This window comes from Streptomyces aurantiacus, from assembly GCF_027107535.1.
In the GTDB taxonomy this organism is placed as follows: Bacteria; Actinomycetota; Actinomycetes; order Streptomycetales; family Streptomycetaceae; genus Streptomyces.
Map to the genome: position 1 here is coordinate 6102260 of NZ_CP114283.1, position 23437 is coordinate 6125696.

Genomic DNA, 23437 nt, shown 5'->3' on the forward strand with positions numbered 1-23437 from the left:
CCTCCTCGTCACCCGAGCGACGTGGAGGGCGCTGTAGCGTCCCGCCGCCTGCGAAGGGCCGGGCGTCGTCGAAGGCCGGGCACCCCCGGGGAACCGGCACCGGGCCTGTCTCGTCCCCTGATCGCGTGCGGGTCGCGTCTCCGCCACCCCTGCCAGTCCCCCGTACGGGTGGAACCACACACGGTCCTGTACCTGTCCGGGTGCGGATGTCGCCGCCGCGGGGCGCCGGAGTGCCGACAGCACCGGCGACGTCACTGGTCGACCGGGGAGCCCTGCTCCTGCACGTTCGCCGTCCGCAGCCACTGAGGTGTCGCGTCCCGCTGGGCGTCGTGCTGAGCGAGCACCGACAGCAGGTCCGAGACGGTGAGACCGGCGTCGGCCGGGTGACGCAGGATCGTCCCCGGCTCGATGCGGTACTCGTTTGTGCGCCCTTGCCGGGTGTGCGTGAGATAGCCGCCCTGCTCCAGATCAGAAATGATCTTCTGAACGGCACGCTCGGTCAGTCGGCAGCGCGCTGCGATGTCCCGGATGCGGGTGTTCTGGTCTTCGGCGATCGCGGCCAGCACCCGGGCGTGATTGGTGAGGAACGTCCAGCCGGAATGTGTCTCAGGTACTCCACCCATGGCGGACAGCATACGACCTGTCATTCACGCAATCAAAAGGGTGAAAGACTTTTCATGTATCACTTGACGTGCGAAGGTGGAGTGCGGAATCTGGAGGAGTAGTGAAGGCGGATGTCCGGGGAGCGGCTGCCATGTCGGAACCAGTGCTTTCTGCGCAGCTGGGGGGCTGGTACGCCGCCGCCTGCGCGGAGCCGCCCCGCACCGCGAGGGGTCACCCGGCGGCCTCTCTGCAGGTCGAAGCCCACGCCGCCGGTGAGCGGATGACCCTCACGGCGACCGGCGAAGTGGACATCGACACCTACCCGTACCTGCAGCACGCCCTGCGCGCGGCCCTCACCGAATCGGTCCGCGGCGTGGATCTCGACCTCACCGGGGTCGACTTCTGCGACTGCTCCGGCCTCAACGTCCTGCTGCACGTCCGCCGACGCGCGCTGGCGGACGGCAAGACGGTCGTGATCCGGTCCGCGGGCCCCGCCGTCGAGCGGCTGCTCACCCTCACGGACACATCGTCACTGTTCGCGCCCGCCTCCGTTGCGGGCTCGGACAAGGAAGTCCGGGATCAGGACCCGCGGCCCGGCGCGACGCACAGCACCACCGAGGAGAGTCCGTTGTCCGACGACGCCATCGACGCCGTCGAAACTGCCGACGCGGAGCAGGATCTGCGCGTCGAAGTCGTCCAGCTGAAGCGCGCCATGCAGACACGGCCGGTCATCGACCTGGCCCGCGGGGTCCTGATGGCCTCCTTCGGCCTGAGTCCCGAGGACGCGTGGAGCGTCCTGGTCACGGTCTCCCAGAACGCCAACATCAAACTGCACCACCTCGCCGAGGGCACAGTGGCAGCCGTCCAGGGCGAGCCGCTGCCCGACTCCCTGCGGCAACAGCTGTCCGCGGCGGTCGCCGACCGGGTGACCTCCCGGTCCACAGCCGCCGACGCCACCGACGCCGGTACCGCCGAGCCGACCTTGCAGGTCACGCCCGTGGAGCCCGGGGACCTGTCACGGGAAACGGAGCCGTGAACCCGGCACAGGAAGCGCGCCGGCCTCGTCGCCGCGGGCATGTACGTGGACAGGTTCTCCGGTCCGCCGAACATGACGGCCGCGAACGGCCAACTCACCGCGAGCCCCGACCCCGGCCCCGGCCCCGGCCCCGATCCGGCCACGCCGACCGTGCAGGACCGTACTGACCGTGCAGGACCGTACTGAACGTCTCTGTCCGCAGGCGCGTATGACTTCGCGGCACCGCTCCACGGTGCGGGCGCGCCCGCCGGGAAGAGACGAGGCACGATGACCGAACAGCGCTACCACGTCACAGGTATGACCTGTGACCGCTGTGCCGACACGCTCGAATCGCGGATCGGCGGAGTCGTCGGGGTGGACCGCGTGGGAATCGACGTCGGCACCGGGTCGGTGACCGTGACCGGTGAGGCGTTCGACGGTTCGAAGGTCTGCGCCGCCATCGCGGACGCCGGTTTCGAGGTCGCCGCCGTGCTCTGACCCGCGGCCCTGTACGGCTTCGGGCCTCGGGCACCGGTCAGGACGGCCGTCGGTCGGCGCCCGGTCCCGGCGGTGCCGCGGTCGTGCCGCGCACTTCGAGGATGGGCGCGGTGAGGACGACCTGGGCGGGCCGGGCCGGGTCGGCGATCCGTTCGAGCAGGCACTGCGCGGCACGGCGGCCGACGTCGTGGCCCGCGCTGTCCACGGTGGTGAGCCAGAGGTGCCGCAGCCGGGCGAGGTAGGTGTTGTCGTAACCGACGAGGGAGATGTCCCGCGGCACCCGCAGTCCGAGCTCCTCGGCGGCCGACAGCGCGCCGACGCAGGCGATGTCGTTGAAGGCGAACACGGCAGTGGGCCGCCGAGGTGCGCTGAGCAGGCGGACCGTGGCCCGGTAACCGCCCTCCTCGGTCAGGTCGCCCTGTTCCACGACCGCGGAGTCGGCCAGTCCGTGCTCACGCATCACGGTCTCGAAGCTGCGGCGACGCAGTTCGCCGACCATCCCCTGCCCGGCGATGTGGGCGATGCGCCGGTGACCGAGCCCGATGAGGTGTTCGGTGGCGAGACGGGCACCGTACTCGTCGTCGTTGGCGACGATGTCCGCGCGGGGCAGCACCGGCTCACGGGCACCCGCGACGACGGTCGGCAACTGCCCTGCCGCCGTGCGCAGCGCCTCGGGACCGGGCAGCGTCCCGACCGCGACGAGGCCGTCGACCCGCAGGTGCGTGAACGTGCGGGTGAGGTCCTCGCCGAGCCGCCGGTTCAGGTGGCCGTCGGCCAGCAGCATGTGCAGGCCGCGGGCGTCCAGCACGGAGTTCAGGCCGTCCAGCAGCTCCACGAACCAGGGGTTGCGCATGTCGTTCAGGAGCACGCCCACCATGGGGGTGCCCCCTGAGCGGGCGTGATCGAGGGCCTCGGGGTGTGCGCGCCGCTCGCTGAGGCTGCGGGCGGCGGCGTTGGGCCGGTAGCCGAGCTCCTCGACGGCGGCCAGCACGGCCTGCCGTTTCTCGGGGCGGACCCGGTCGGAACCCCGCAGCACGAGCGAGACCAGGGATTTCGACACTCCGGCCCGGTCGGCGACATCACGGATCGTCGGTGGTCTCATGAAATGGACCGTTCCACAGAGTCCACCGCTTAGTCAAAGGGGTTGACACCTGGTGTTACGGACTCCAGTGTGAGCCGGAATGGTTCTGGACCGATCCAAAGAAGGACAGTCATGGGAAGTACGCTCGGCGTCGCCGTCGTGGGGTTCGGCTGGATGGGGCGGGTGCACACCCAGGCGTACGCACGCGTGCCGCACCACTTCCCGGGACTTGCCGTACGGCCCGAACTGATCGCCGTCGCCGACGAGGTACCCGGCCGCGCCGAGGAGGCCACCGAGCAGTACGGCTTCGCCACGGCCGCCCGGGACTGGCGGGAGGTCGCCGCCGACCCCCGGGTCCAGGCCGTGAGCGTCGCCGCCCCCAACTTCCTGCACCGTGAGATCGGCGTCGCCATGGCCGAGGCGGGCAAGCACCTGTGGATCGAGAAGCCGGTCGGCCTCACGGCCCAGGACGCGCGGGCCGTCGCGGACGCCGTCACCAAGGCCGGTGTCCAGGGCACGGTCGGCTTCAACTACCGCAACGCGCCTGCCGTCGCGGCCGCACGCGAGCTGGTCGCCGCCGGGGAGATCGGCACGGTCACGCACGTCCGCATCCGCCTCTTCAGCGACTACGCCGCCCACCCCGAGGGCGCCCTGACCTGGCGGTACGAGCGGGAGCGCGGAGGCAGCGGAGTGCTGGGCGACCTCGCCTCGCACGGCGTGGACCTGGCTCGCTTCCTGCTCGGCGAGATCGCGTCACTGACCGCCGACACGGCCGTCTTCGTTCCCGAACGGGCCCGGCCCACCGGCGCCACGGCCGGTCACACCCGCTCCACCAGCGGCGAGTTGGGCCCGGTCGAGAACGAGGACTACGTGTCCTGCCTGCTGCGCTTCGCCTCCGGCGCCCGCGGGGTCCTGGAGGCCTCCCGGGTCTCGGTCGGCGAACAGAACAACTACGGCTTCGAGATCCACGGCACCAGGGGCGCGGTCTCCTGGGACTTCCGTCGTATGGGTGAACTGGGCGTCAGCCGCGGTACGTCGTACCAGGACCAGCCGGTCAGCACCCTGTACGTCGGCCCCGGACACGGCGAGTACAGCGCCTTCCAGCCGGGCGCGGCCAACAGCATGGGCTACGACGACCTCAAGGTCATCGAGGCGTACAACTTCCTGCGCTCGGTCGCCGAGGGCACCCCCTACGGCGCCACCCTGGACGACGCCGTCCACAGCGCGGCCGCCCTGGACGCCATGGCACGCTCCGCCGAGCAGGGCATCTGGGTGAGTCCGGCGGGCGGATGAGTTTGGCATAGTCGCGCGGTACGTGCCACCACGAGCCGCGGGCCTGCGTGATCGTCAGTAGGATTGCCTGCTCATGGACACACGTGCGGTGAACGAGATGATCGCTGTGCCGCCGGGGCAGGTCACGCTGTCGGACCGGCGGACGCAGCGCAGTTGGTCCGTCGAACTCGCGCCCTACCGGCTCGGGGCCTTCCCGGTCACGCAGGCGCTGTACGCACGGGTCACGGGCGGGCGGCCGAGCGCCGCCGACGGCGACCGCCTGCCCGTCGAGGGTGTCTCCTGGTGGGACGCGGTCCGGTTCTGCAACGCCCTGTCGCGGCGCGAAGGGCTGACCCCCGCCTACTCCATCCATGCCGACGGCGAGGGCATCGACTGGGACACGGCCGCCGACGGCTACCGGCTTCCCACCGAGGCCGAGTGGGAGCACGGCTGCCGCGCCGGCACGCCGGGTCCGCGTTACGGGCCGCTCGACGAGATCGCCTGGTACCGCGACAACTCCCAGGAACGCGTCCACGACGTGGGCGGCAAGCGGCCCAATCCCTGGGGCCTGCACGACATGCTGGGCAACGTCTGGGACTGGTGCTGGGACGTCTACGACGCCGAGGTCTACGGCACCTACCGGGTGCTGCGGGGCGGCGGGTGGTTCGACGAGCACTGGAGCTGCCGGGCGTCCGCGCGGCGCCGCAGCCACCCGAGTTACCAGGTGGACGACGTGGGGTTCCGCGTCGCCCGTACCGTGGCGCGCTGATCCGTCTGCCCGGTACGGGTTCCCGGCCCCGGCGCCTCGGAGCGGCCGCGGCCGCTCCGCCACGAGCCGGGCCGGTTCGCGTGCGCGGGGGCAACTGACCCCCGTTCACCCTTTCGTGCGACAGCCTCGGGCTGACAGACTCCGGAGGTGCGCGACTTCGACTTGCTAGTCATCGGATCCGGCCCGGGCGGCCAGAAGGCCGCCATCGCCGCGGCCAAGCTCGGCCGCCGGGTCGCCGTCGTCGACCGCCCCGACATGGTCGGCGGGGTCTCCATCCACACCGGGACCATCCCCTCGAAAACGCTGCGCGAGGCGGTCCTCTATCTCACCGGTCTCACGCAGCGGGACCTGTACGGCCAGAGCTACCGGCTCAAGGAGGACATCACCGTCGCCGACCTGACCGCGCGCACCCAGCACGTGGTCAGCCGCGAGGTCGACGTCATCCGCAACCAGCTGTCCCGCAACCACGTCTCGCTGTTCGCCGGCACCGGCCGCTTCGTCGACGACCACACCGTCGCACTGCGCGAAGTGACCGGCCACGACCGGATGGTCAGCGCGGACACGATCGTCATCGCGACCGGCACGAGGCCTGCCAGGCCGGCCACCGTCGAGTTCGACGAGCGGACCGTCCTGGACTCCGACAACGTTCTCAACCTGGAGCGCGTGCCCCGCTCCATGGTCATCGTCGGGGCCGGCGTGATCGGCATGGAGTACGCCTCCATGTTCGCCGCCCTCGGCAGCAAGATCACCGTGGTCGAACAGCGCCCCGGGATGCTCGACTTCTGCGACGTCGAGGTGATCGAGTCACTCAAGTACCACCTCAGGGACCTCGCCGTCACCTTCCGCTTCGGCGAGACGGTCGCCGCGGTCGAGCGCCATCCGCGGGGCACGCTCACCATCCTGGAGAGCGGCAAGAAGATCCCGGCCGACGCCGTGATGTACTCCGCGGGCCGGCAGGGCCTCACCGACGAACTGGACCTCGACAAGGCCGGCCTGTCCGCCGACCGGCGCGGCCGGATCACGGTCGACGAGCACTACCGCACCGAAGTGCCGCACATCTACGCCGTCGGTGACGTCATCGGCTTCCCGGCGCTCGCCGCGACCTCGATGGAACAGGGGCGTACGGCGGCGTACCACGCGTGCGGCGAGCCGGTGAACCGCATGCACGACCTCCAGCCGATCGGCATCTACACCATCCCGGAGATCAGCTTCATCGGGCGGACCGAGGACCAGCTCACCGAGGACCGCGTGCCCTTCGAGGTCGGCATCTCCCGCTACCGCGAACTGGCCCGGGGCCAGATCATCGGCGACTCGCACGGCATGCTCAAGCTGCTCGTCTCCCCCGACGACCGGAAACTGCTCGGCGTGCACTGCTTCGGCACGGGTGCCACCGAGCTAATCCACATCGGTCAGTCCGTGATGGGCTGCGGCGGCACGGTCGACTATCTCGTCGACGCCGTCTTCAACTACCCGACCCTCGCGGAGTCCTACAAGGTCGCCGCGCTCGACGCCACCAACAAGATCCGCCAGATCGACCGGCTCAGGGACTGACCTGCGGCGCTGGTGGGTACCGAACTCTCACCAGCGCCCCACAGATCCCGCAGGGGACCTGCGTCCCCATCGGCAGTCGAGAGCATAAGCTCGACGGGTGGCCAAGTACTTCGACGTTCATCCCGAGAATCCCCAGCAGCGAACCCTCACCCATGTCGCCGACTCCATCCGTGACGGTGCGCTCGTCGTGTACCCCACGGACTCCTGCTTCGCGCTGGGATGCCAGTTGGGCAGCCGTGACGGCATCGACCGGATCCGCTCCATCCGCCGGCTCGACGACCGTCACCACTTCACGCTCGTGTGCCAGAACTTCGCGCAGCTCGGCCAGTTCGTGCACATCGACAACGACGTGTTCCGGGCCATCAAGGCGTCCACGCCCGGCAGTTACACCTTCATCCTTCCCGCGACCAGGGAAGTCCCGCGCAAGCTCCTCCACCCGAAGAAGAAGACGGTCGGCGTTCGCATCCCCGACCACACGGTCGCCCAGGCCCTGCTCGCAGAGCTCGGCGAGCCGCTCCTGTCCAGCACCCTCCTGCTGCCCGACGAGGAGGAACCGATGACCCAGGGCTGGGAGATCAAGGAGCGGCTGGACCATGTCGTGGACGCGGTGGTCGACTCCGGGGACTGCGGCACCGAGCCGACGACGGTCATCGACTTCTCCAGCGGCGAGGCCGAGATCGTACGCAAGGGAGCGGGCGACGTCTCGCGGTTCGGATGACCTGTCGCCCAGCGATACGGCTGACGGTGGAGCCGCCCCGGCCTTCGGCATGCGGCCGACGCACGGGGGCCGGGCGGAAGCGGCCGGGACATGTCGGGGAGCGCCGAAGCGTTCGCCGTACAGCATGGGTCCCATGACCGTCCCCCTCCGGCTTCTTCGCCGTACTGCCCGTGGTGTCCGGCCGTCCGCGGGCGGCGGCCGTGCGCGGCGAGGCATCACGTGACGCCGTGGGAGGCCATTGCCGTGTTCGTCGCGGGCGTGTGCGCGGGTGGCGTCAACACCGTCGTGGGGTCCGGGACCCTCATCACCTTTCCCGTGCTGCTCGCCACCGGACTGTCGCCCGTCACCGCCACGGTCTCGAACGCGCTCGGTCTGGTCCCCGGCGCCGTCAGCGGCGCCTTCGGCTACCGGAAGGAACTGCGCGGCCAGCGGCGGCGCATCCTGAAACTGGGCGTCGGCGCCCTGCTGGGCGGCTTCACGGGCGCCACCCTCCTGCTGGCCCTGCCCGCGTCGGCGTTCGAGAAGATCGTCCCGGTCGTGGTGGGCCTCGCCCTCGTGCTGGTCGCGTTCCAGCCGCTGATCACCAGGCGTCTGCGCCGTCGCCGCGCGTCGGCCACCGTCGGTGCGCCGGGCCCGGACGACCGCGCCCCCGGCCGGGGCGACGGTGGCCCGCTGCTGTTCGTCGGCCTGGCCCTCGCGAGCGTCTACGGCGGCTACTTCGCGGCAGCGCAGGGGATCATCTACATGTCCCTGATGGGGGTGCTCCTGGACGAGACGCTGCAACGCCTCACGGCCGTCAAGAACGTCCTCGTCGCCGTCGTCAACACCGTCGCCGCGACCTTCTTCCTCTTCGTCGCGGACTTCGACTGGACGGCCGTCGCACTGATCGCCGTGGGCTCCGCGCTCGGCGGGCAGCTCGGGGCGGTGGTCGGCCGCCGTTTCAGCCCCGTGGTCCTGCGCGCCCTCATCGTGACGATCGGCACCGTCGCGCTCGTCCAGCTGCTGCTCCGCTGAGCGCCTGTCCGCCCCCGCACCGTTGGCGCTCGGTGCGCCGCCCCTCAAGGACGGCGCCCGACCGCCACGTACGCCTACCCGGCTGAGGCGCCCGCGCTGAACGGTCCTTCCAGCGCCGCCCACTGCAACAGCATGATGGTCTTCGCGTCGGCGATCTCGCCGGTGCGGATCATGCCCAGGGCCTGGCGGAAGGGCAGTTCGACGGTTTCGATGTCCTCGCCCTCCTCGTCCAGCCCACCGCCCTCGTGGGTCCGCGTGGCCGGACCGTAGGAGGCCGCGTAGAAGGTCAGGCACTCGGTGACCGAGCCCGGGCTCATGTAGACGTCGAAGACCCGCTGGACCTCACCGACCGTGTGTCCGGTCTCCTCGATGGCCTCACGCCGTACCGCCACCTCCGGATGCTCGTCGTCCTCGTCCAGCAGGCCCCCCGCCGTCTCGACGAGCATGCCGTCGGGATGGCCGTTGACGTACGCGGGGTAGCGGAACTGCCGGGTCAGCAGCACGGTTTCGCGTTCGGTGTCGTACAGCAGGATGGTCGCGCCGTTGCCGCGGTCGTGCGTCTCGCGCTCCTGGGTGGACCAGGTGCCGTCGGCCTGCTGGATGTCGAACGTCGTGGTGCGCTCCACGTACCAGTGGCAGGACAGCAGGGTCACGTCCCGCACCTTGACCCGGGGGTTTCCGGTCAGGTCCAGGCCGACCCGGTCGAGTCCGGTACGGCCCCTGCGGTCGGGGGTGTCGATGCCCGCGGTCATCGTGCACCGGCCGGAGCAGGGGCCCAGGTGAGGGCGGAGGTCGTGCGGGTGGAACCAGTCGTCATGCCCTGCTTCTACCATCTTGGCCCCACCCGTGTCAGGCCTGTCATTGATCGGCGAAGTCGCCGGTGGCCAGCCGGACCACGTTCGAGGGGGCGCCATGGGTGAAGGCGCGGACCCGGTACGACCCCCGTTTCTCGGTGGGCAGGGTGATCAGGCCGGTGGAATTGACGTCGGGATCGAGGACCGCGACGGGTGCGTACCCGGAGCCCTTCCGGACGCGGGCCTCCAGCAGGAACCCCTCCTCGTCGGATGCGTGGTCAGTCCAAGTGAAGAGGATGCCGTTCACATGCTTGACCACGGCCTTGAATCCGGTCGGCGCCCCGGCACCCGTGCGGCGCAGTGGTGTGCCCGGGACGGTCCGTTCAGGGTCCGTGCGCGCGGGGAGCCAGTCGTGGCTGGAGTCCTCGTCCGCCGCGGTCAACTCTCCCGCGGGCAGGGTGACGCTCACGGGTTTCGAAACGGGGCCGAGAACGGCCCGCAGTCGGTAGTGGAACGTGGTGCGGGGCATCAGGTCGGGGTGCCGGTAGCTCGTCACCCCGGCCGGCAGGTACTGCAGGACGGTGTACGGACCCGAGTCGTCCGTGGCGAATTCGAGGACGTGGCCGGACGAACCGGAGCCGCCGCCCCGCCAGTGCAGGTCGATGTCCGTGGGCGAGGCGCGCTCGGCACCGAGCACGACGTTCGAGGCGGCGTCGGCCTCGCCGGTCTCGGGGTGCCTGTCGGTGGCGGGGCCCCGGGCCGCGGCTCCGCTCCCGTCCGTGGTCCGGCTCGCGTCGCAGGCCGGCAGCACCAGCCCCAGGACAAGGACCAGGGCAGGAGCAAGGGCGGCCGGCGCCGCTCCGCGTGCGGTGACTCGCATGGGTTCCGGGCTACTTGCGCCAGAAGCGGACATTGCTCCACACGACGGTGGCCGGGCCGTTGCCGCTGTTGGTGCGGTAGGCGCCGAACTTGTCGTAGAAGCTGCCGCCGGGGCTCGCGTAGGTGTGCTGGAGCGAGCCGTTGATGTAGGTGCGGTGCGAACTGCCCACCTGGTGAACGGTGTTGACGCGCACGGTGGCACCGACCGTGCCGGCGTTGGAGAGGGTGTCGCCGCCGTGGACCGCGTACAGTCGCCCGCCCCGTTCGGCGGCGAGCATGAAGTAGGGGCCCGCCGCCGACTCGTTGAAGGTCTGCTTGAGGCTGATCCTGGTGCCGCTGAGGCTGCTGATCCTGAAGTAGCCCTCGAACTGACGCGTGCCTCCGGTGTAGGTGGCGTACCGCCGTTCGGCCCGCTGGTCTCCACCGGCCGTCGAGCAGGTGAGCCGGAAGGTCAGGTCGTCGACCTGTCCGCAGCCCCTCTCCTGCACGGCGTGGGTGGGCGAGACCGACGTCCAGCCGCCGGGTTCCACTTCGGCGAAGGCGCCGGGCGCGGCCAGGAACGTCGAGGCGCACACCGCACCGGTCACGGTGAGTGCTCGCAAGCGCGTGAGCATGTCGGCTCCCTGAGTGTGGGGGATGACGCCATTCATGGATACGAACGATGACTGAGCTTTTGAACGACTGAGGAGGAAAGTAGGACTGGACCAATGAGCCGTCAAGAGGGGCGGCGACACCCGCGGTTCACCGGCCCGTCCGGCGCGGGACACCGACGGCCGCCGTCCGCCGCGCCCTTCACGCCCCCCGGGACCCACCGACGAGCCATCAGGTCATCCGTCCCGGACTCTTGACTCTCTCTGCGGCAGTCGCGATTCTCGTCCCATCGTTTGCACGAGTCATGACAAGCGTCACAGGGTCGTCAGGGTCCTGACCGTCTGGCTCATCGACTGCGCCGACCCCAACCGAAGACGTGGGTGATGAACCATGACCCGACAGCCTCACCGCAGGCGCCGACCCCTCGCGGTCCTGTCGTTGCTGCTCGTCGTGATGGCCATGACGCTCGGCCCCACGCCCAGTTCGGCGGCCGGTACGGACTGGTGGAACCCGACTGCCCGGCCCACGCCCGACTCCCAGATCAACGTCACCGGTGAACCCTTCAAGGGCACCAACGCCCAGGGAGAGGTACGCGGGTTCGTCGACGCGCACAACCACATCATGGCCAACGAGGCCTTCGGGGGCCGGCTCATCTGTGGCAAGCCGTTCTCCAAGTCGGGTGTCGCGGACGCCCTCAAGGACTGTCCCGAGCACTACCCCGACGGCTCACTCGCGATCTTCGACTTCATCACCAACGGCGGCGACGGCAAGCACGACCCCGACGGCTGGCCCACGTTCAAGGACTGGCCCGCCCATGACTCGCTGACCCACCAGCAGAACTACTACGCCTGGGTCGAACGGGCCTGGCGCGGCGGCCAGCGCGTCCTCGTCAACGACCTCGTGACCAACGGCGTGATCTGCTCCGTCTACCCGTTCAAGGACCGCAGTTGTGACGAGATGACCTCGATCCGGCTGCAGGCGAAGCTGACGTACGACATGCAGGACTACATCGACGCGATGTACGGCGGGCCGGGCAAGGGCTGGTTCCGGATCGTCACCGACAGCGCGCAGGCCCGCAAGGTCGTCGAGCAGGGCAGACTCGCCGTCGTTCTGGGCGTGGAGACGTCCGAGCCCTTCGGCTGCAAGCAGATCCTGGACATCGCGCAGTGCGACAAGGACGACATCGACGCCGGACTCGACGAGTTGTACGACCTCGGCGTCCGCAGCATGTTCCTGTGCCACAAGTTCGACAACGCGCTGTGCGGGGTCCGCTTCGACGAGCACGGTCTCGGTACGGCGATCAACGTCGGCCAGTTCCTGTCGACGGGCACCTTCTGGCAGACGGAGAAGTGCAAGGGCCCGCAGCGCGACAACCCCATCGGGGGCGCGGCGGCACCGGGCGCCGAGGGCCAACTGCCGGCGGGCGTCGAGGTCCCGTCGTACGACGAGGACGCGCAGTGCAACAAACGCGGGCTCACCGACCTGGGCGAGTACGCCGTCCAGGGCCTGATGAAGCGCAAGATGATGCTCGAGATCGACCACATGAGCGTCAAGGCCACCGGCCGGGCCCTCGACCTCTTCGAGGCGGAGTCCTACTCCGGTGTGCTCTCCTCGCACAGCTGGATGGACCTCAACTGGACCGAGCGGGTCTACCGGCTCGGCGGTTTCATCGCCCAGTACATGCACGGCTCCGAGGAGTTCGGCGCTGAGGCCGAGCGCACGGAGGCCCTGCGCGACAAGTACGGCGTCGGGTACGGCTACGGCACCGACATGAACGGTGTCGGCGGCTGGCCCGCCCCGCGGGGAGCGGACACCTCGAACCCCGTGCGGTACCCGTTCCGCAGCGCCGACGGCAGCGCCGTGATCGACCGGCAGACCACCGGCCGGCGCACCTGGGACATCAACACCGACGGCGCCGCCCACTACGGACTCGTCCCGGACTGGATCGAGGACATCCGGCTGGTCGCCGGCCAGGACGTCGTGGACGACCTGTCGCGCGGCGCCGAGTCCTACCTCGACACCTGGGGCTCGTCCGAGAAGCACAAGGCCGGGGTGAACCTCGCCAAGGGCGCCTCGGCGTCGGCCAGTTCGTCGGAGTCGAACCCCTTCACGAGCTACGCGCCCGGCCGCGCCGTGGACGGCGACCAGGACACACGCTGGGCCAGCGACTGGAGCGACGACCAGTGGCTGCGGGTCGACCTCGGCTCGACGAGCACGGTCAAGCGCGTCACGCTCGACTGGGAGCGCGCCTACGGGAAGTCGTACCGCGTGGAGGTCTCCACCGACGGCAGCAGCTGGCAGTCGGTGTGGTCCACCACCACCGGGGACGGTGGCCTGGACACGGCTCAGTTCTCCGGTGTGCCCGCCCGCTACGTACGCGTCCACGGGCTGGACCGCGGCACCGACTGGGGCTATTCCCTGCACGAGGTGGGCGTCTACAGCAACTGACGCCCACGACGACGAAAGGGACCTCATGGCACGGATGCCGTCGGCCGAACGGCGCCGTCAGCTCACCGAAGCGGCCATCCGCGCGATGACCCGGGACGGCGTCCCCAGGACGACGACCCGGTCCATCGCGGCCGAGGCGGGCGTGTCACTGAGTGTCTTCCACTACTGCTTCGACTCGAAGCAGGCCCTGATCGAGTCCGTCATCGAGACGATCACCGGTCACTACGTCACGGTGGTGCGCGAGGCGATCCGGCCCAGGGCCACCCTGCGGGAGACGGTCGCGGCCGGCTTCCAGGCCTACTGGGACCATGTGTCCGCGCACCCCGGCGAGCACATGCTCACCTACGAGCTGACCCAGTACGCCCTGCGCCAGCCGGGGTTCGAGCACCTGGCACGACGGCAGTACGAGCTGTACTCCGACGCCTACGCCGAACTGATCGAACAGCTCAGCCGCGACATGGACTTCGTCCTCCGGGTGCCCGTCCCGGCGCTGGCCCGCTATCTGGCCGCCATGACGGACGGGCTGACCCTCAACTTCCTCGTGCTCGGTGACGACGGGGCGTGGGCCGACATCCTCGACACGATCACCGACCACGTGGCCGGCCTCGTCCGCGACACGGACGAGGCCCCGTAGCGTCCGACGCCACTACGACCGGCGGCGGGGCTTGCCCTTCTTGGCTCCCTTGGCGTTCTTTGAGCCCGGCCGGGGGCTCTTGCCGGTCGCCCGGCCCGCGGCGGGCTTCCGCCGGGCCGCCCCCTTGTCGGAGAGGGCCTTCTCGGAACGTGCGGCCTTCGGCTCGGCGGGGGTCTGCGAGCGGCCCCGTGAGCTGTTGGCGGTCCGGCCCCGGACGATCCCGATGAAGTCCTCCACCAGGTCCGTGGTCCTGTCCTGCGGCCACGACAGGGCGACCCGCGACTCGGGGGCGTCCGTGACCGGCCGGTAGGTGAGGTCCTTGCGGTGGTGCAGGCGGGCGATCGACTGCGGGACGACGAGGAGCCCCACCCCGGCCGCCACCAGTTCGACCGCGTCGGCCGTCGTGGCGGGACGCTCGATCGCGGGGCGGCCCGGCAGACGCTCCCATTCGAGGGGGTCGTCGAGGGGACGCAGCACGATGTCGTCCGCCAGGTCCTCGGCGGTCACCTCGTCCACCGCGGCCACGACGTGGTCCCTGGGGACGACCACCACGGTCGTCTCGGTGTAGAGGGGGATCGCGCTGAGGTCCTCACCGTCGACCGGCAGCCGGACGAAACCCGCGTCGGCGTCACCGCCGCGCAGCGCGCCGAGTGCTTCGGCGGCGGACACCGCGAGGAGAGTCAGGGGAACGTCGGGCAGCCGCTCGTTCCAGATCCGCACCCACTTGCTGGGCGTCACTCCCGGGACATACGCGAGCCGGAACGAAGGGGATTCTTCCGAGCCTGTCACCTGGCCAGGTTACCCGTCGTGGTCGGCGCTGGTTCACATGCTCGATACCCTTGACGGCATGACGTCGCACCAGAACACCCAGACGATGAAGCCCGCGACCGCGGCGAAGAAGCTGGGTGTGTACCTCGAGGCCACACCCGCCGAGTTCCAGGAGGGTGTCGTCTCGCGCTCCGAGCTGACCGCGCTCCAGACCGATCCGCCCGAGTGGCTGCAGGAGTTGCGGCGCAACGGCCCGCACCCCCGGCCGGTGGTCGCGGCGAAGCTCGGCATCTCCATCTCGGGGCTCGCCCGCGGCGGCGTGACGGACGCCCTCACCACGGACCAGATCGAGGCGCTGAAGCAGGACTCTCCGGAGTGGCTCCAGAAGGAGCGCGCCACACAGGCCGAGGTCCGCAAGGAGACGGCTCGCATCAAGGACAAGAAGGCCGAGGCCGAGGCCGAGGCCAAGGACGAGCGCTAGGGCTCGGCATCCGCCTCCGCGGTCCCAAGCCGCCCTGTGGAACACTCGACGCGTGATCATCGAACGCGCGTACGCACATGTGGCTTCGTACGACGAAGGTGAGTGGCCCTGGTCCGTGCCCTGTGTGCGCGGGCTGCTGGCGGACGGGATCCGGTTCACCGCGCCGGTGACCTTCGTCGTGGGTGAGAACGGCTCCGGCAAGTCGACCCTGGTCGAGGCCCTGGCGGAGGGCTTCGGGCTCGACTCCTGGGGCGGCTCGCACGACTGGCGTTACGCGAGTTCCCGGTCCAGGTCGGAGCTCGGCGAGCGGATCCGCTTCGACGCCGCGGCGCACGGGCGGCGGATGCTCGGCAGCTGGTCGGCCCGCAAGGGCTTCTTCCTCCGGGCCGAGACAGCCATGGACGCGCTGGACCGGGAAGGGTTCGCACCGGACTCGGTCAGTCACGGTGAGGGCTTCCTCGCCGCGTTCCGGGGGAAGTTCCACCAGCCCGGCCTGTACGTGCTGGACGAGCCCGAAGCCGCGCTCTCGTTCAGCTCCTGCCTCGAACTGCTCGGCCATCTCGACCGGTTGGCGCGCCAGGGTGGCCAGGTCGTCTGTGCCACGCACTCTCCTGTGCTGACCGCGCTGCCGGGCGCCGACATCATCGAGGTCGGCGACCACGGCATGCGGCGGGTGGACTGGCAGGAACTGGCGCTGGTCGACCACTGGCGCCGCTACCTCGCCGACCCGCAGGCCTACCTCCGGCACATCCTGGACTGACACCCTCGGCGCGTCCCCGGCCGTCGCCGCCCGGCGGAGGCCCCCGCGGGCGCCGGCCCCGGTGATCGCCTGCGAGAATGCGATCGGCCCGGAGTTCGAGAGAACTCGCCCCGGACGACGGAGGAGCCCCGTGCCGCTGCCCTCACAACCGCTGCGGAAGCTGGGCTTCCTGACCATCGGCCTGTTCGACGAGGCCGACCCCCGTACCGGCCACGAGTCGACGCTGGAGATCATCGAACTCGGCGAACGACTGGGCTTCGACAGCGCGTGGCTGCGCCACCGCCATCTCCAGTACGGGATCTCCTCCCCCGTGGCCGTCCTGGCCGCGGCCTCGCAGCGCACCACCCGAATCGAGCTCGGCACCGCGGTCATCCCCCTGGGCTGGGAGAACCCGCTGCGGCTGGCCGAGGACCTCGCCACGGTCGACATCCTGTCCGGGGGGCGCCTCAACCCGGGCGTCAGCGTCGGACCGCCGATGCACTTCGACCAGGTCAAGGGCGCGCTGTATCCCGGCACCGCCGACGCCGAGGACTTCGGTCACGACCGGGTGGCCCGGCTGCTCGACTTCGTGCGGGGCGAACCGGCCACCGACTTCAGCGGTACCGTGGGATTCGAGACGTTCTCCGACCGCGTCCAGCCGCACGCCTCCGGTCTCGGTCGCCGTCTGTGGTACGGCGGTGGCAGCCTGCGGTCGGCCCGGTGGGCCGGCGAGCACGCGATGAACCTCCTCACCAGCAGCGTCGTCAAGGCGGAGGAGTCCGAGGACTTCGCCGAGATCCAGCTGTCCCACGTTCGCGCCTTCCGGGCCCACCACCCCGACGGGGAAAACGCCCGCGTCTCCCAGGGGCTCGTCGTGATCCCCACCGACAGTGCCACCCCCGAACAGCGCGCGAAGTACGAGGCGTACGCCGAGGAGCGGACCCCGCGGACCGCCGCACCCCAGGGCCCGGCACGCATGATGTTCGCGCCCGATCTCGTCGGAACGTCTGCCGAGATCGCCGAACGGCTCTACTCCCAGGCGGCGTTCCGGGAGATCGACGAGGTCGCGTTCGCGCTGCCCTTCACCTTCGGGCACGACGACTACGTCCAGATCCTCACCGACATCGCGACCGTGCTCGGCCCGGCACTGGGCTGGCAGCCGTCGGCCCACCGGGGATAGCGAGCCCGGGTGCCGGGCTGCCTCTCAGTCGCTGACGCGGCTGCGGGCCTGGTACAGCAGATCGCCGTACTCGGAGTGGCGGGCGATCCAGCCCGCGTAGAAGGGGCAGGTGGCCAGCACCCTCAGGCCGGCTGCGCGCGCCTCGTCGAGGGAGGTCCGGACCAGCGCGGAGCCGACCCCCTTGCCCTCGCACTCGGGGCTCACCTCGGTGTGGACGAACGCGATGAGTTCCGTCGTGCGGATGTAGTCGGCGAAACCGGCGACCGTGGACGCTCCGTCGAGCCGGGCCTCGTAGCGCCGCGCCTCGGGCGCGTCGCTCACCTCCACCGCCATGTGTCCTCCTCCTTGCACACCCACTGCCGGTCAGGGGTTCGAGCGTATCCCACTGTGGCCGAAACCCGTCCGGTGCACCCCTGTTGACCTGCCCGTACACGGGCGACCGGACGGACTGTTCGACTAGGTTGGCGGGCTACGGCCGACAGTCGACAGCCAGGAGGCACTCCCGTGACCGACCAGGAACCCCAGCTCGCCGCCGCTGCCGAGATACGGGCCCGGATCGACACGGACAAGCCGCACTCCGCGCGTTTCTGGAACTACTTCGTGGGCGGCAAGGACCACTACGAGGTGGACCGGGAGATCGGGGACCACATCAAGGAGATCTTCCCCGGCCTGGCCGATGTGGCACGCACGAGCCGTCAGTTCCTCGGACGCGCGGTCCGGCACCTCGCCCTCGAAGAGGGCATCCGGCAGTTCCTCGACGTCGGCACGGGACTGCCGACCGCCGACAACACCCACGAGGTCGCCCAGCGGGTGGCCCCGGACGCGCGGATCGTGTACGTCGACAACGATCCGATGGTGCTCGCCCACGCCCGCGCCCTGCTCACGAGCACGCCCGAGGGCCGGACGGCGTACATCGACGCCGATCTCTACGAGCCCGCGGCGATCCTGGAAGCGGCGGCGCACACGCTCGACCTGTCCCGGCCCGTCGCCCTGATGATCCTCAACACCCTCGGCCACGTCGCCGACTACGACGAGGCCCGGAAACTGGTCGCCCATCTCATGTCCGGCCTGCCGTCCGGGAGTTGCCTGGTGATCAGCGACAGCACGGCCACCAGCGAAGGCATGATCGCCGCCTCGGAGGCGTACAACTCCAGCGGAGCCGTCCCGTACCACGTGCGGAGCGTCGAGGAGATCGCCGGTTTCTTCGAAGGGCTGGATCTGGTCGAACCCGGTGTCGCCCAGGTCACCCGCTGGCGCCCGGACTCCGCCGGCTCGGTGGTGGACGCCTACGGCGGGGTGGGCCGCAAGCCGTAGCCGCGGCCTGCCCTGCGGACGTGCCGGTCAGGACACGTCGGAGATCTCCGGCATCTCGCCCTCGGTCGTGGAGACGTCGATCACGGAGAACAGGGCGCCCTGTGGGTCGCTCAGCGCCGCGAAGCGGCCGAACGGGCTGCTCATCGGGCCGAACCGCAGCACACCGCCGTGCTCGGTCGCCTTCGCCACGGCCGCGTCGCAGTCGTCGACCGCGAAGTAGACGTTGACGTAGGACGGGACCTCGGGCGGGAAGTCGTCGGTCATCTCCATCCGGCCCAGGACCGTCTCCTCGCCCAGGTCGAAGAGCCTGAAGTCCATCTCCTCGTGGAGGAGTTGCCGGACACGGTAGGGAAAGACCGCCGAGAAGAACGCATCCGCCTTCTCGGGCTCCCTGGTGAAGACCTCCGCCCAGCAGTACGCGCCCGGGACGGCCGTCGCCTCGAAGCCCTCGTGGACGCCCGCCTGCCATACGCCGAAGACGGCGCCGCTCGGCTCCTGGGCCAGCACCATGGTGCCGAAGTCGCCGACCTGCATCGGTTCCATCAGTACCCGACCGCCGTTGTCGCGGATCTTCCCCGCGGTGGCGGCGGCGTCCGGCGAGGCGAGGTACAGGCACCAGGCCGACCGGCCCTCCGCGCCGGGCATCGGTGGCACGACGGCAGCGACGGCCTTGCCGTTCGCGTAGGCCTGCGTGTAGTTCCCGTACTCCGACGACGACTCGCCGAACGTCCAGCCCAGCACCTCACCGTAGAAGCGCTTGGCACCCTCGACATCGCCGAACATCGCGTCGGCCCAGCAGGGTGTTCCCTCAGGTCGTGCGGCCATGACTGCGACTCCCTCGTCCTTGAAGGCTGTGACTCCCACGCTAGCCAGCCGTCGGCAGACGCGCGCGGCGACCGCGGAGAGAGCGGTGACGCGGGTCACATCCGGAAAGCGATGATGTTCCGCCCCCGCGCCGGTCGAAGACTGCGACAACCTGACGGGCAGCACCGGAGGACGGGACACAGACATGAGCGAGACCGTGAAGGGGCCCGCGAGCTACTTCCCCTCGATCGAGAAGAAGTACGGCCACCCCGTGACCCACTGGAAGGACCTCATCCGTTCCTCACCGCTCACCAAGCACATGGAGCTGGTGACCTGGCTCAAGACCGAACACGGCCTCGGCCATGGGCACGCCAACGCGCTCGTCGCGCACACGCTCGCCGAGGACAGCGGCAAGTGATCCACCGGCCACGAACCCGTTCCGGGCGCCGAGGAGATGCCCGCACACTCGACGCCCCGGAGCCCTGAGGAAGGTGCGGGCCCGGGCTCACCCGGGCCCCGGACGGCTCGCCGTCGAGGAGGGCGGCCCCGGGGTTGCGGGGAACGCGCCGGCGGAGCGTCGTGGACACGGTGACCGGCACGGGTCGCGCCCTGTTGCCGCACCCCGACGGCCGTACGCCGCGGCCCGCCGGGAGCGGGCGTGCCGGAACAGGAAAAGCCCTGGTCGGGGAGGTGGTGGCCGAGTTTCGCGGCCCTGCTGTCGATGCGTGACCGGTTGCGGCGGGCTGAGGGGTTTCCCACGGTGGGCGCAAAGACAGCCGTTCTGGAAAGGAACCTGTATGCGCGCCCTGGTATCCCGCGGGCTGCTCCTCCCGCCCCTCGTCTGCGCCGCGCTCGCCTTCGGCCCGGTGGCCTCGGCCGCTGCCGTCGTCGACACACAGCCCGGTGCGGCGGGCAGCCGTGTCGCGGAGCTGTCGCTCCCCCCGTCGGACCTGACGTCGCAGCGGCTGAGCCTGCCGGCCCAGGCGGAGCACGGTGACGCTCTCGTTCCTCTCCTGGCCGCGCTGACCGACCTGACCGAGCGGGGTAACGGCCCGCTCGGTGCGGCCGAGGCCGCCGAGCACGCGCGGGCCGTGGAGGCGGCAGCGGCCTCCCTCCGGCTGGAGCTTCGGGGCACGGACCGCTCGGCGCCGTCGGAGGGCTCGGCCGACCCCGTGTCGGACGTGGTGGCCGGGCTCCAGTCGGCCCTCGGTGGTCTGCTCTCGTCGCTGACCTCGCTCGACGTGGGCGGGGTGGTCGCCGCGGTGCCGAAGGTCCTGACGTCCCTGCTCGGGGTGCTGACCGGGCTCCTCGGCGGCGGCCTGCCGAAGCTCCCCGCGCTGCCGACACCCTGATTCGCCGGAAGGACAGGCCCCTGGTCGGGCCAGGTGAGAGGGCCGGCGGCCGTTCCCTTCGGGACGGTCGGCGGCTCTCTTCGTGTCGCGTCCCCCCGGCATTGCGACACGACACGGATTTCCGACTTGTCGAACCGGGTTCCGCGGGTACCCGTCCCTCATGACCGACGTGGTGGACTCCGACGAACTCCTGCGCCGTATCCAGCGGGCCCGCTCCTGGGCCGGGCAGGAGGAGCGGACGTGGAAGAAGCGCAGCGAAGAGCTCAGGACCGGCGATCCGGACGGCTCACGAGACGCCGAGTTGCGCGGGCACACCTATGAGGCCGTGCGCAGGGCGCTGGACGAGATCGTCGCCCCGGGCAGGCACGACACGGACGGCTGAACCGCCTCGCGGGTCCTCGTCCTGCATGACCCGCGCTGCGCATGGAACTCGTTGCGGCCATGAGCACCACGACACAGGCACCATGCGCCGAACCCGTCACCACGGTCTTCACCTGGCAGGTACGCCCGGGCCGGGAGGCCGACTTCGAGGAGTGGACCCGGGGCGTCGCCGACTGCGTCTCGCGGTTCCCCGGCAGCCAGGGGATCTCGTGGCTGCGCCCGGAGCCCGGGCACCGGTTCCACGCGGTGCTCCGCTTCGCCGATCCGCAGCGCCTCGCCGCCTGGCTGACCTCGCCCGAGCGGGCGCGGTGGCACGCGCGGATCGAGGGCATCGCCACCGAGGTACGTGACGAACGGCAGTCGACCACCGGGATGGAGAGCTGGTTCCGCCTGCCCGGCACGACCGTGCAGGCCCCGCCGCGCTGGAAGATGGTCCTGACCACCTTCGTGGGCGCCTATCCGCTGACGTTCCTCCTCCAGTGGCTGGCGGCACCCGGAACGGCCTCGTGGCCGCTGCCGTTGCGTGCGGCCGTCTTCCCGGTCGTGCTGCTTCCCCTCCTGACGTACGTGATCATGCCGGGGCTCAGTCGTCTGCTGCGGCTGTGGCTGTACGGAACACCCGACCGCTGACGCCGCGACCTGGCCTGTTCCGCCCGCGTCACACGTGTGCCTCGTCCCGTTGGCGGTCCTCCGCGCGGGCGCTTAGAAAGGTCGGACAGCAACTCTCGGGCCGCACGTCCGGGTCACGACAGCGACTGCACCCCTGGTAGGGAGCCGAGTATGACAACCCGTTCGCCTTTCGACTCCGATCGACCTGGCATATCTCCTGAGAGCGCGGTCGAAGCCCCCATACCCCCACCACCGGTCTCCGCCCCCTGGCACGCGGCGCCGGACGAGGCGACGAACAGGGCGACGCGCAGGGCTGATCAGCGATACGCCGACACGGTCGACCACCAGTACGCCGAACCGGCCGACGAGACCGGTGACCGGTACCGCGAACCGGCCGACGAGGCCGACCACCCGTACCCGGACCCCGCCGAAGAGCCCGATCACGCGTACCCGGACCCCACCGACGAGGCCGACCACCGGTACGGCGGTCCCACCGACGAGGCCGACGACCCGTACTCCGACCCGGCCGACCACGCCGACCCCGCCTACGTCGATCCGGTCGACGGACTGGTGCACGCGGCCGTGGCCGACCGGCCACTGGACGAGGTGGTCCAGCTCATCGAGTTGCTGGAGCAGTCACCGGCCTACGCGAGGGCCACGGTCGACGCGCTGCGGGCGGTCGGCACGGACCGGTCCGTGGAGGACGTCACGCGGCTGGTGGCCCTGTTGACCCGGCCGCCGAGGAACGCCGACAGCGCCGACGAGGCCATCCGTGCGGCGGCCGAGGGCCGGCCCGTGGAGGACGTCACCCGGCTGATGGCGCTGCTGCACCGGCCTCCGCTGGAACCCCACTGCGGTGAGGCCGCGGTGCGGGCGGCCGCCACCAGCCGGCCGGTCGAGGAACTCGTCGAGCTGATCGGCCGCATGGCCCAGCAGCAGGACGTACGCGAGGAGCGGCAACGGGCGGAGTCGTCGACGCGGGAGCGGGCGGAACCGGCTCCCGGCGCACAGCGTGCGGCCTCGTCCAAGAACGGCCCGCCTTCCGGGGACCGGCTCCTCGCCGCGGCCGGCCCGGTCGCCATCGGCGGTGCGCCCCGGACACGCCGTGGCCGGACGGCCAGGAACGGCGACTCCCCCGCCTGGCCGCGCTGGGTCGCGATGCTGGCGCTCCTGGTGTGCGGTGCGGCCCACTTCCCGCCGCAGCGGGACGGTGCGTCCCTCACCTCGTACGGGTTCGCCCTCGGCGCCGCGGGTCTGTGCGTCCTGGTGGGTCTGGCACTGTTCCGCGGAAGCAGGCTTCCGGTTCTCGTCCTGGGGGTCGTGGTGCCGGCGGCTCTCGCCGTCGCCCAGCTCCTGGAAGGCCGGGTCCAGTCGCACGGGCTGTCCCGGGCCCTGGATCTGACGCTCGCACCACCGTGGCTCGCCGGTCTCGCGGCCGTGCTCGCCGCGCTGGCGGCCCTGACCGCGCTGATCGCGCTCCTGGCCTCGGACCGGCCCCGACCGCGCCCCGACGTACGGCAGTTGGCCGGCTCGGACCGAGCGGCGGGCTGACCCGCCACGGCGAGGCCGGGCCACTCACCGGGCAGCCGGACGCGAACGCGCAGAGGTTGCCTCGCACGATCCGACGGCGGCCGTCCGACACCCGCGGGTGTCGGACGGCCGCCGTCGGATCGTGTGCGCCGGGCTCGCTCGCACGTGCCGCGCGTGTCCCGCGGGTCAGTCGTGCGCCCCGCGCGGACCACCGGTCCGGGCGGGCCGCTCCCGACTCCGTGTGCACAGGTCCTCGTCGGCGTGGGCGGAGACCGCTCGGCTGCCGCGCGGCACGTACGTGCCCCCGATGAGGCGCCGCAGAGGCGTCACGCGGATTCTGACCTCCGGCTGCTGGGTGGTGTCCATGGGTCCAGACTGCGCCGGGGACGCCGGAGCAACCAGATCTCTCCTG

Annotated in this window: 27 protein-coding genes; 18 read left to right on the forward strand and 9 right to left on the reverse strand. The window is 70.8% G+C overall.

Features of this window, described 5'->3' with window-relative positions:
- Positions 1 to 251: 251 nt before the first annotated feature.
- A complete protein-coding gene (locus O1Q96_RS29320; RefSeq protein WP_269251021.1) occupies positions 252 to 623 on the reverse strand; it encodes a helix-turn-helix transcriptional regulator in 372 nt (123 codons plus the stop codon).
- 131 nt (positions 624 to 754) lie between these two features.
- On the opposite strand from O1Q96_RS29320, the gene O1Q96_RS29325 reads away from it, so the two are divergent.
- Together O1Q96_RS29325 and O1Q96_RS29330 are read left to right on the forward strand one after the other, a co-directional pair.
- Positions 755 to 1639 carry an STAS domain-containing protein gene (locus tag O1Q96_RS29325; RefSeq protein ID WP_269251022.1) on the forward strand — a complete coding sequence of 295 codons (885 nt, stop codon included), beginning with the start codon at positions 755 to 757 and terminating at the stop codon, positions 1637 to 1639.
- Positions 1640 to 1906: 267 nt separating this feature from the next.
- The gene (locus O1Q96_RS29330) at positions 1907 to 2116 is read left to right on the forward strand and encodes a heavy-metal-associated domain-containing protein (RefSeq protein ID WP_269251023.1); all 210 of its coding nucleotides are present in this window, start codon (positions 1907 to 1909) and stop codon (positions 2114 to 2116) included.
- A gap of 37 nt (positions 2117 to 2153) precedes the next feature.
- Here O1Q96_RS29330 and O1Q96_RS29335 read toward each other — a convergent pair whose 3' ends face one another.
- Positions 2154 to 3218: a LacI family DNA-binding transcriptional regulator gene (locus O1Q96_RS29335; protein WP_269251024.1), complete on the reverse strand. Its 1065-nt coding sequence runs from the start codon at positions 3216 to 3218 to the stop codon at positions 2154 to 2156.
- Between the two features lie 111 nt (positions 3219 to 3329).
- On the opposite strand from O1Q96_RS29335, the gene O1Q96_RS29340 reads away from it, so the two are divergent.
- The 5 genes from O1Q96_RS29340 (at position 3330) to O1Q96_RS29360 (ending at position 8521) form a co-directional block, all read left to right on the forward strand.
- A complete protein-coding gene (locus O1Q96_RS29340; RefSeq protein ID WP_269251025.1) occupies positions 3330 to 4490 on the forward strand; it encodes a Gfo/Idh/MocA family protein in 1161 nt (386 codons plus the stop codon).
- Positions 4491 to 4563: 73 nt separating this feature from the next.
- Entirely contained in the window at positions 4564 to 5238 is a 675-nt protein-coding gene (locus O1Q96_RS29345) for a formylglycine-generating enzyme family protein (RefSeq protein WP_269251026.1), read from the forward strand.
- A gap of 147 nt (positions 5239 to 5385) precedes the next feature.
- Positions 5386 to 6789, forward strand: a complete 1404-nt coding sequence (gene sthA / locus O1Q96_RS29350) for a Si-specific NAD(P)(+) transhydrogenase (protein WP_269251027.1) — start codon at positions 5386 to 5388, stop codon at positions 6787 to 6789.
- Between the two features lie 97 nt (positions 6790 to 6886).
- Complete coding sequence (locus O1Q96_RS29355) at positions 6887 to 7507, forward strand: L-threonylcarbamoyladenylate synthase (RefSeq protein WP_269251028.1); 621 nt, start codon at positions 6887 to 6889, stop codon at positions 7505 to 7507.
- A gap of 219 nt (positions 7508 to 7726) precedes the next feature.
- A complete protein-coding gene (locus O1Q96_RS29360; RefSeq protein WP_269251029.1) occupies positions 7727 to 8521 on the forward strand; it encodes a sulfite exporter TauE/SafE family protein in 795 nt (264 codons plus the stop codon).
- A gap of 74 nt (positions 8522 to 8595) precedes the next feature.
- On the opposite strand, the gene O1Q96_RS29365 is transcribed toward O1Q96_RS29360, so the two are convergent.
- The 3 genes from O1Q96_RS29365 to O1Q96_RS29375 all read right to left on the reverse strand — a co-directional run bounded on the left by O1Q96_RS29365 (position 8596) and on the right by O1Q96_RS29375 (position 10808).
- Positions 8596 to 9273, reverse strand: a complete 678-nt coding sequence (locus tag O1Q96_RS29365; RefSeq protein ID WP_269253765.1) for an NUDIX domain-containing protein — start codon at positions 9271 to 9273, stop codon at positions 8596 to 8598.
- A gap of 106 nt (positions 9274 to 9379) precedes the next feature.
- The gene (locus O1Q96_RS29370; protein ID WP_269251030.1) at positions 9380 to 10195 is read right to left on the reverse strand and encodes a fibronectin type III domain-containing protein; all 816 of its coding nucleotides are present in this window, start codon (positions 10193 to 10195) and stop codon (positions 9380 to 9382) included.
- A 10-nt stretch (positions 10196 to 10205) separates the two neighbouring features.
- The gene (locus O1Q96_RS29375) at positions 10206 to 10808 is read right to left on the reverse strand and encodes a hypothetical protein (protein ID WP_269251031.1); all 603 of its coding nucleotides are present in this window, start codon (positions 10806 to 10808) and stop codon (positions 10206 to 10208) included.
- 367 nt (positions 10809 to 11175) lie between these two features.
- On the opposite strand from O1Q96_RS29375, the gene O1Q96_RS29380 reads away from it, so the two are divergent.
- Complete coding sequence (locus O1Q96_RS29380; RefSeq protein ID WP_269251032.1) at positions 11176 to 13233, forward strand: galactose-binding domain-containing protein; 2058 nt, start codon at positions 11176 to 11178, stop codon at positions 13231 to 13233.
- A gap of 25 nt (positions 13234 to 13258) precedes the next feature.
- The gene (locus tag O1Q96_RS29385) at positions 13259 to 13867 is read left to right on the forward strand and encodes a TetR/AcrR family transcriptional regulator (protein ID WP_269251033.1); all 609 of its coding nucleotides are present in this window, start codon (positions 13259 to 13261) and stop codon (positions 13865 to 13867) included.
- A 12-nt stretch (positions 13868 to 13879) separates the two neighbouring features.
- Here O1Q96_RS29385 and O1Q96_RS29390 read toward each other — a convergent pair whose 3' ends face one another.
- Positions 13880 to 14656, reverse strand: a complete 777-nt coding sequence (locus O1Q96_RS29390; RefSeq protein ID WP_269251034.1) for a LysR substrate-binding domain-containing protein — start codon at positions 14654 to 14656, stop codon at positions 13880 to 13882.
- Positions 14657 to 14714: 58 nt separating this feature from the next.
- Here O1Q96_RS29390 and O1Q96_RS29395 point away from each other — a divergent pair, with 58 nt between their 5' ends.
- The 3 genes from O1Q96_RS29395 (at position 14715) to O1Q96_RS29405 (ending at position 17035) form a co-directional block, all read left to right on the forward strand.
- On the forward strand, positions 14715 to 15116 hold the full coding sequence (locus O1Q96_RS29395; RefSeq protein ID WP_269251035.1) for a DUF5997 family protein: 402 nt from the start codon (positions 14715 to 14717) through the stop codon (positions 15114 to 15116).
- A gap of 52 nt (positions 15117 to 15168) precedes the next feature.
- Positions 15169 to 15876: an AAA family ATPase gene (locus O1Q96_RS29400; RefSeq protein WP_269251036.1), complete on the forward strand. Its 708-nt coding sequence runs from the start codon at positions 15169 to 15171 to the stop codon at positions 15874 to 15876.
- 130 nt (positions 15877 to 16006) lie between these two features.
- On the forward strand, positions 16007 to 17035 hold the full coding sequence (locus O1Q96_RS29405; protein ID WP_269251037.1) for an LLM class flavin-dependent oxidoreductase: 1029 nt from the start codon (positions 16007 to 16009) through the stop codon (positions 17033 to 17035).
- Positions 17036 to 17059: 24 nt separating this feature from the next.
- On the opposite strand, the gene O1Q96_RS29410 is transcribed toward O1Q96_RS29405, so the two are convergent.
- Positions 17060 to 17368, reverse strand: a complete 309-nt coding sequence (locus O1Q96_RS29410) for a GNAT family N-acetyltransferase (RefSeq protein ID WP_269251038.1) — start codon at positions 17366 to 17368, stop codon at positions 17060 to 17062.
- 171 nt (positions 17369 to 17539) lie between these two features.
- Between O1Q96_RS29410 and O1Q96_RS29415 the strand changes: the two genes are divergently transcribed.
- The gene (locus O1Q96_RS29415; RefSeq protein WP_269251039.1) at positions 17540 to 18349 is read left to right on the forward strand and encodes an SAM-dependent methyltransferase; all 810 of its coding nucleotides are present in this window, start codon (positions 17540 to 17542) and stop codon (positions 18347 to 18349) included.
- A 27-nt stretch (positions 18350 to 18376) separates the two neighbouring features.
- Here the strand turns inward: O1Q96_RS29415 and O1Q96_RS29420 are convergent, their stop codons facing one another.
- Positions 18377 to 19174 (reverse strand): VOC family protein, encoded by a 798-nt coding sequence (locus O1Q96_RS29420; protein WP_269251040.1) that lies wholly within the window; start codon positions 19172 to 19174, stop codon positions 18377 to 18379.
- Between the two features lie 184 nt (positions 19175 to 19358).
- Here O1Q96_RS29420 and O1Q96_RS29425 point away from each other — a divergent pair, with 184 nt between their 5' ends.
- The 5 genes from O1Q96_RS29425 to O1Q96_RS29445 all read left to right on the forward strand — a co-directional run bounded on the left by O1Q96_RS29425 (position 19359) and on the right by O1Q96_RS29445 (position 23046).
- The gene (locus O1Q96_RS29425) at positions 19359 to 19571 is read left to right on the forward strand and encodes a DUF4287 domain-containing protein (RefSeq protein WP_269251041.1); all 213 of its coding nucleotides are present in this window, start codon (positions 19359 to 19361) and stop codon (positions 19569 to 19571) included.
- A gap of 379 nt (positions 19572 to 19950) precedes the next feature.
- Positions 19951 to 20505 (forward strand): hypothetical protein, encoded by a 555-nt coding sequence (locus O1Q96_RS29430; RefSeq protein WP_269251042.1) that lies wholly within the window; start codon positions 19951 to 19953, stop codon positions 20503 to 20505.
- 160 nt (positions 20506 to 20665) lie between these two features.
- On the forward strand, positions 20666 to 20887 hold the full coding sequence (locus tag O1Q96_RS29435) for a hypothetical protein (RefSeq protein ID WP_269251043.1): 222 nt from the start codon (positions 20666 to 20668) through the stop codon (positions 20885 to 20887).
- Between the two features lie 59 nt (positions 20888 to 20946).
- Entirely contained in the window at positions 20947 to 21516 is a 570-nt protein-coding gene (locus O1Q96_RS29440; protein ID WP_269251044.1) for an antibiotic biosynthesis monooxygenase, read from the forward strand.
- A gap of 150 nt (positions 21517 to 21666) precedes the next feature.
- A complete protein-coding gene (locus tag O1Q96_RS29445) occupies positions 21667 to 23046 on the forward strand; it encodes a hypothetical protein (RefSeq protein WP_269251045.1) in 1380 nt (459 codons plus the stop codon).
- 165 nt (positions 23047 to 23211) lie between these two features.
- Here O1Q96_RS29445 and O1Q96_RS29450 read toward each other — a convergent pair whose 3' ends face one another.
- Positions 23212 to 23391: a hypothetical protein gene (locus O1Q96_RS29450; protein WP_269251046.1), complete on the reverse strand. Its 180-nt coding sequence runs from the start codon at positions 23389 to 23391 to the stop codon at positions 23212 to 23214.
- Positions 23392 to 23437 lie beyond the last annotated feature (46 nt).

Bases quoted from the DNA above. Each gene is read 5' to 3' on its own strand.
- O1Q96_RS29395 (WP_269251035.1), top strand. From the start codon at position 14,715: ATGACGTCGCACCAGAACACCCAGACGATGAAGCCCGCGACCGCGGCG.
- O1Q96_RS29420 (WP_269251040.1), bottom strand. From the start codon at position 19,174: ATGGCCGCACGACCTGAGGGAACACCCTGCTGGGCCGACGCGATGTTC.
- O1Q96_RS29325 (WP_269251022.1), top strand. From the start codon at position 755: ATGTCGGAACCAGTGCTTTCTGCGCAGCTGGGGGGCTGGTACGCCGCC.
- O1Q96_RS29330 (WP_269251023.1), top strand. From the start codon at position 1,907: ATGACCGAACAGCGCTACCACGTCACAGGTATGACCTGTGACCGCTGT.
- O1Q96_RS29340 (WP_269251025.1), top strand. From the start codon at position 3,330: ATGGGAAGTACGCTCGGCGTCGCCGTCGTGGGGTTCGGCTGGATGGGG.
- O1Q96_RS29335 (WP_269251024.1), bottom strand. From the start codon at position 3,218: ATGAGACCACCGACGATCCGTGATGTCGCCGACCGGGCCGGAGTGTCG.
- O1Q96_RS29435 (WP_269251043.1), top strand. From the start codon at position 20,666: ATGACCGACGTGGTGGACTCCGACGAACTCCTGCGCCGTATCCAGCGG.
- O1Q96_RS29445 (WP_269251045.1), top strand. From the start codon at position 21,667: ATGACAACCCGTTCGCCTTTCGACTCCGATCGACCTGGCATATCTCCT.
- O1Q96_RS29375 (WP_269251031.1), bottom strand. From the start codon at position 10,808: ATGCTCACGCGCTTGCGAGCACTCACCGTGACCGGTGCGGTGTGCGCC.
- O1Q96_RS29365 (WP_269253765.1), bottom strand. From the start codon at position 9,273: ATGACCGCGGGCATCGACACCCCCGACCGCAGGGGCCGTACCGGACTC.
- O1Q96_RS29370 (WP_269251030.1), bottom strand. From the start codon at position 10,195: ATGCGAGTCACCGCACGCGGAGCGGCGCCGGCCGCCCTTGCTCCTGCC.
- O1Q96_RS29425 (WP_269251041.1), top strand. From the start codon at position 19,359: ATGAGCGAGACCGTGAAGGGGCCCGCGAGCTACTTCCCCTCGATCGAG.
- O1Q96_RS29440 (WP_269251044.1), top strand. From the start codon at position 20,947: ATGAGCACCACGACACAGGCACCATGCGCCGAACCCGTCACCACGGTC.
- O1Q96_RS29385 (WP_269251033.1), top strand. From the start codon at position 13,259: ATGGCACGGATGCCGTCGGCCGAACGGCGCCGTCAGCTCACCGAAGCG.
- O1Q96_RS29430 (WP_269251042.1), top strand. From the start codon at position 19,951: ATGCGCGCCCTGGTATCCCGCGGGCTGCTCCTCCCGCCCCTCGTCTGC.
- O1Q96_RS29320 (WP_269251021.1), bottom strand. From the start codon at position 623: ATGGGTGGAGTACCTGAGACACATTCCGGCTGGACGTTCCTCACCAAT.
- O1Q96_RS29410 (WP_269251038.1), bottom strand. From the start codon at position 17,368: ATGGCGGTGGAGGTGAGCGACGCGCCCGAGGCGCGGCGCTACGAGGCC.
- O1Q96_RS29345 (WP_269251026.1), top strand. From the start codon at position 4,564: ATGGACACACGTGCGGTGAACGAGATGATCGCTGTGCCGCCGGGGCAG.
- O1Q96_RS29380 (WP_269251032.1), top strand. From the start codon at position 11,176: ATGACCCGACAGCCTCACCGCAGGCGCCGACCCCTCGCGGTCCTGTCG.
- O1Q96_RS29450 (WP_269251046.1), bottom strand. From the start codon at position 23,391: ATGGACACCACCCAGCAGCCGGAGGTCAGAATCCGCGTGACGCCTCTG.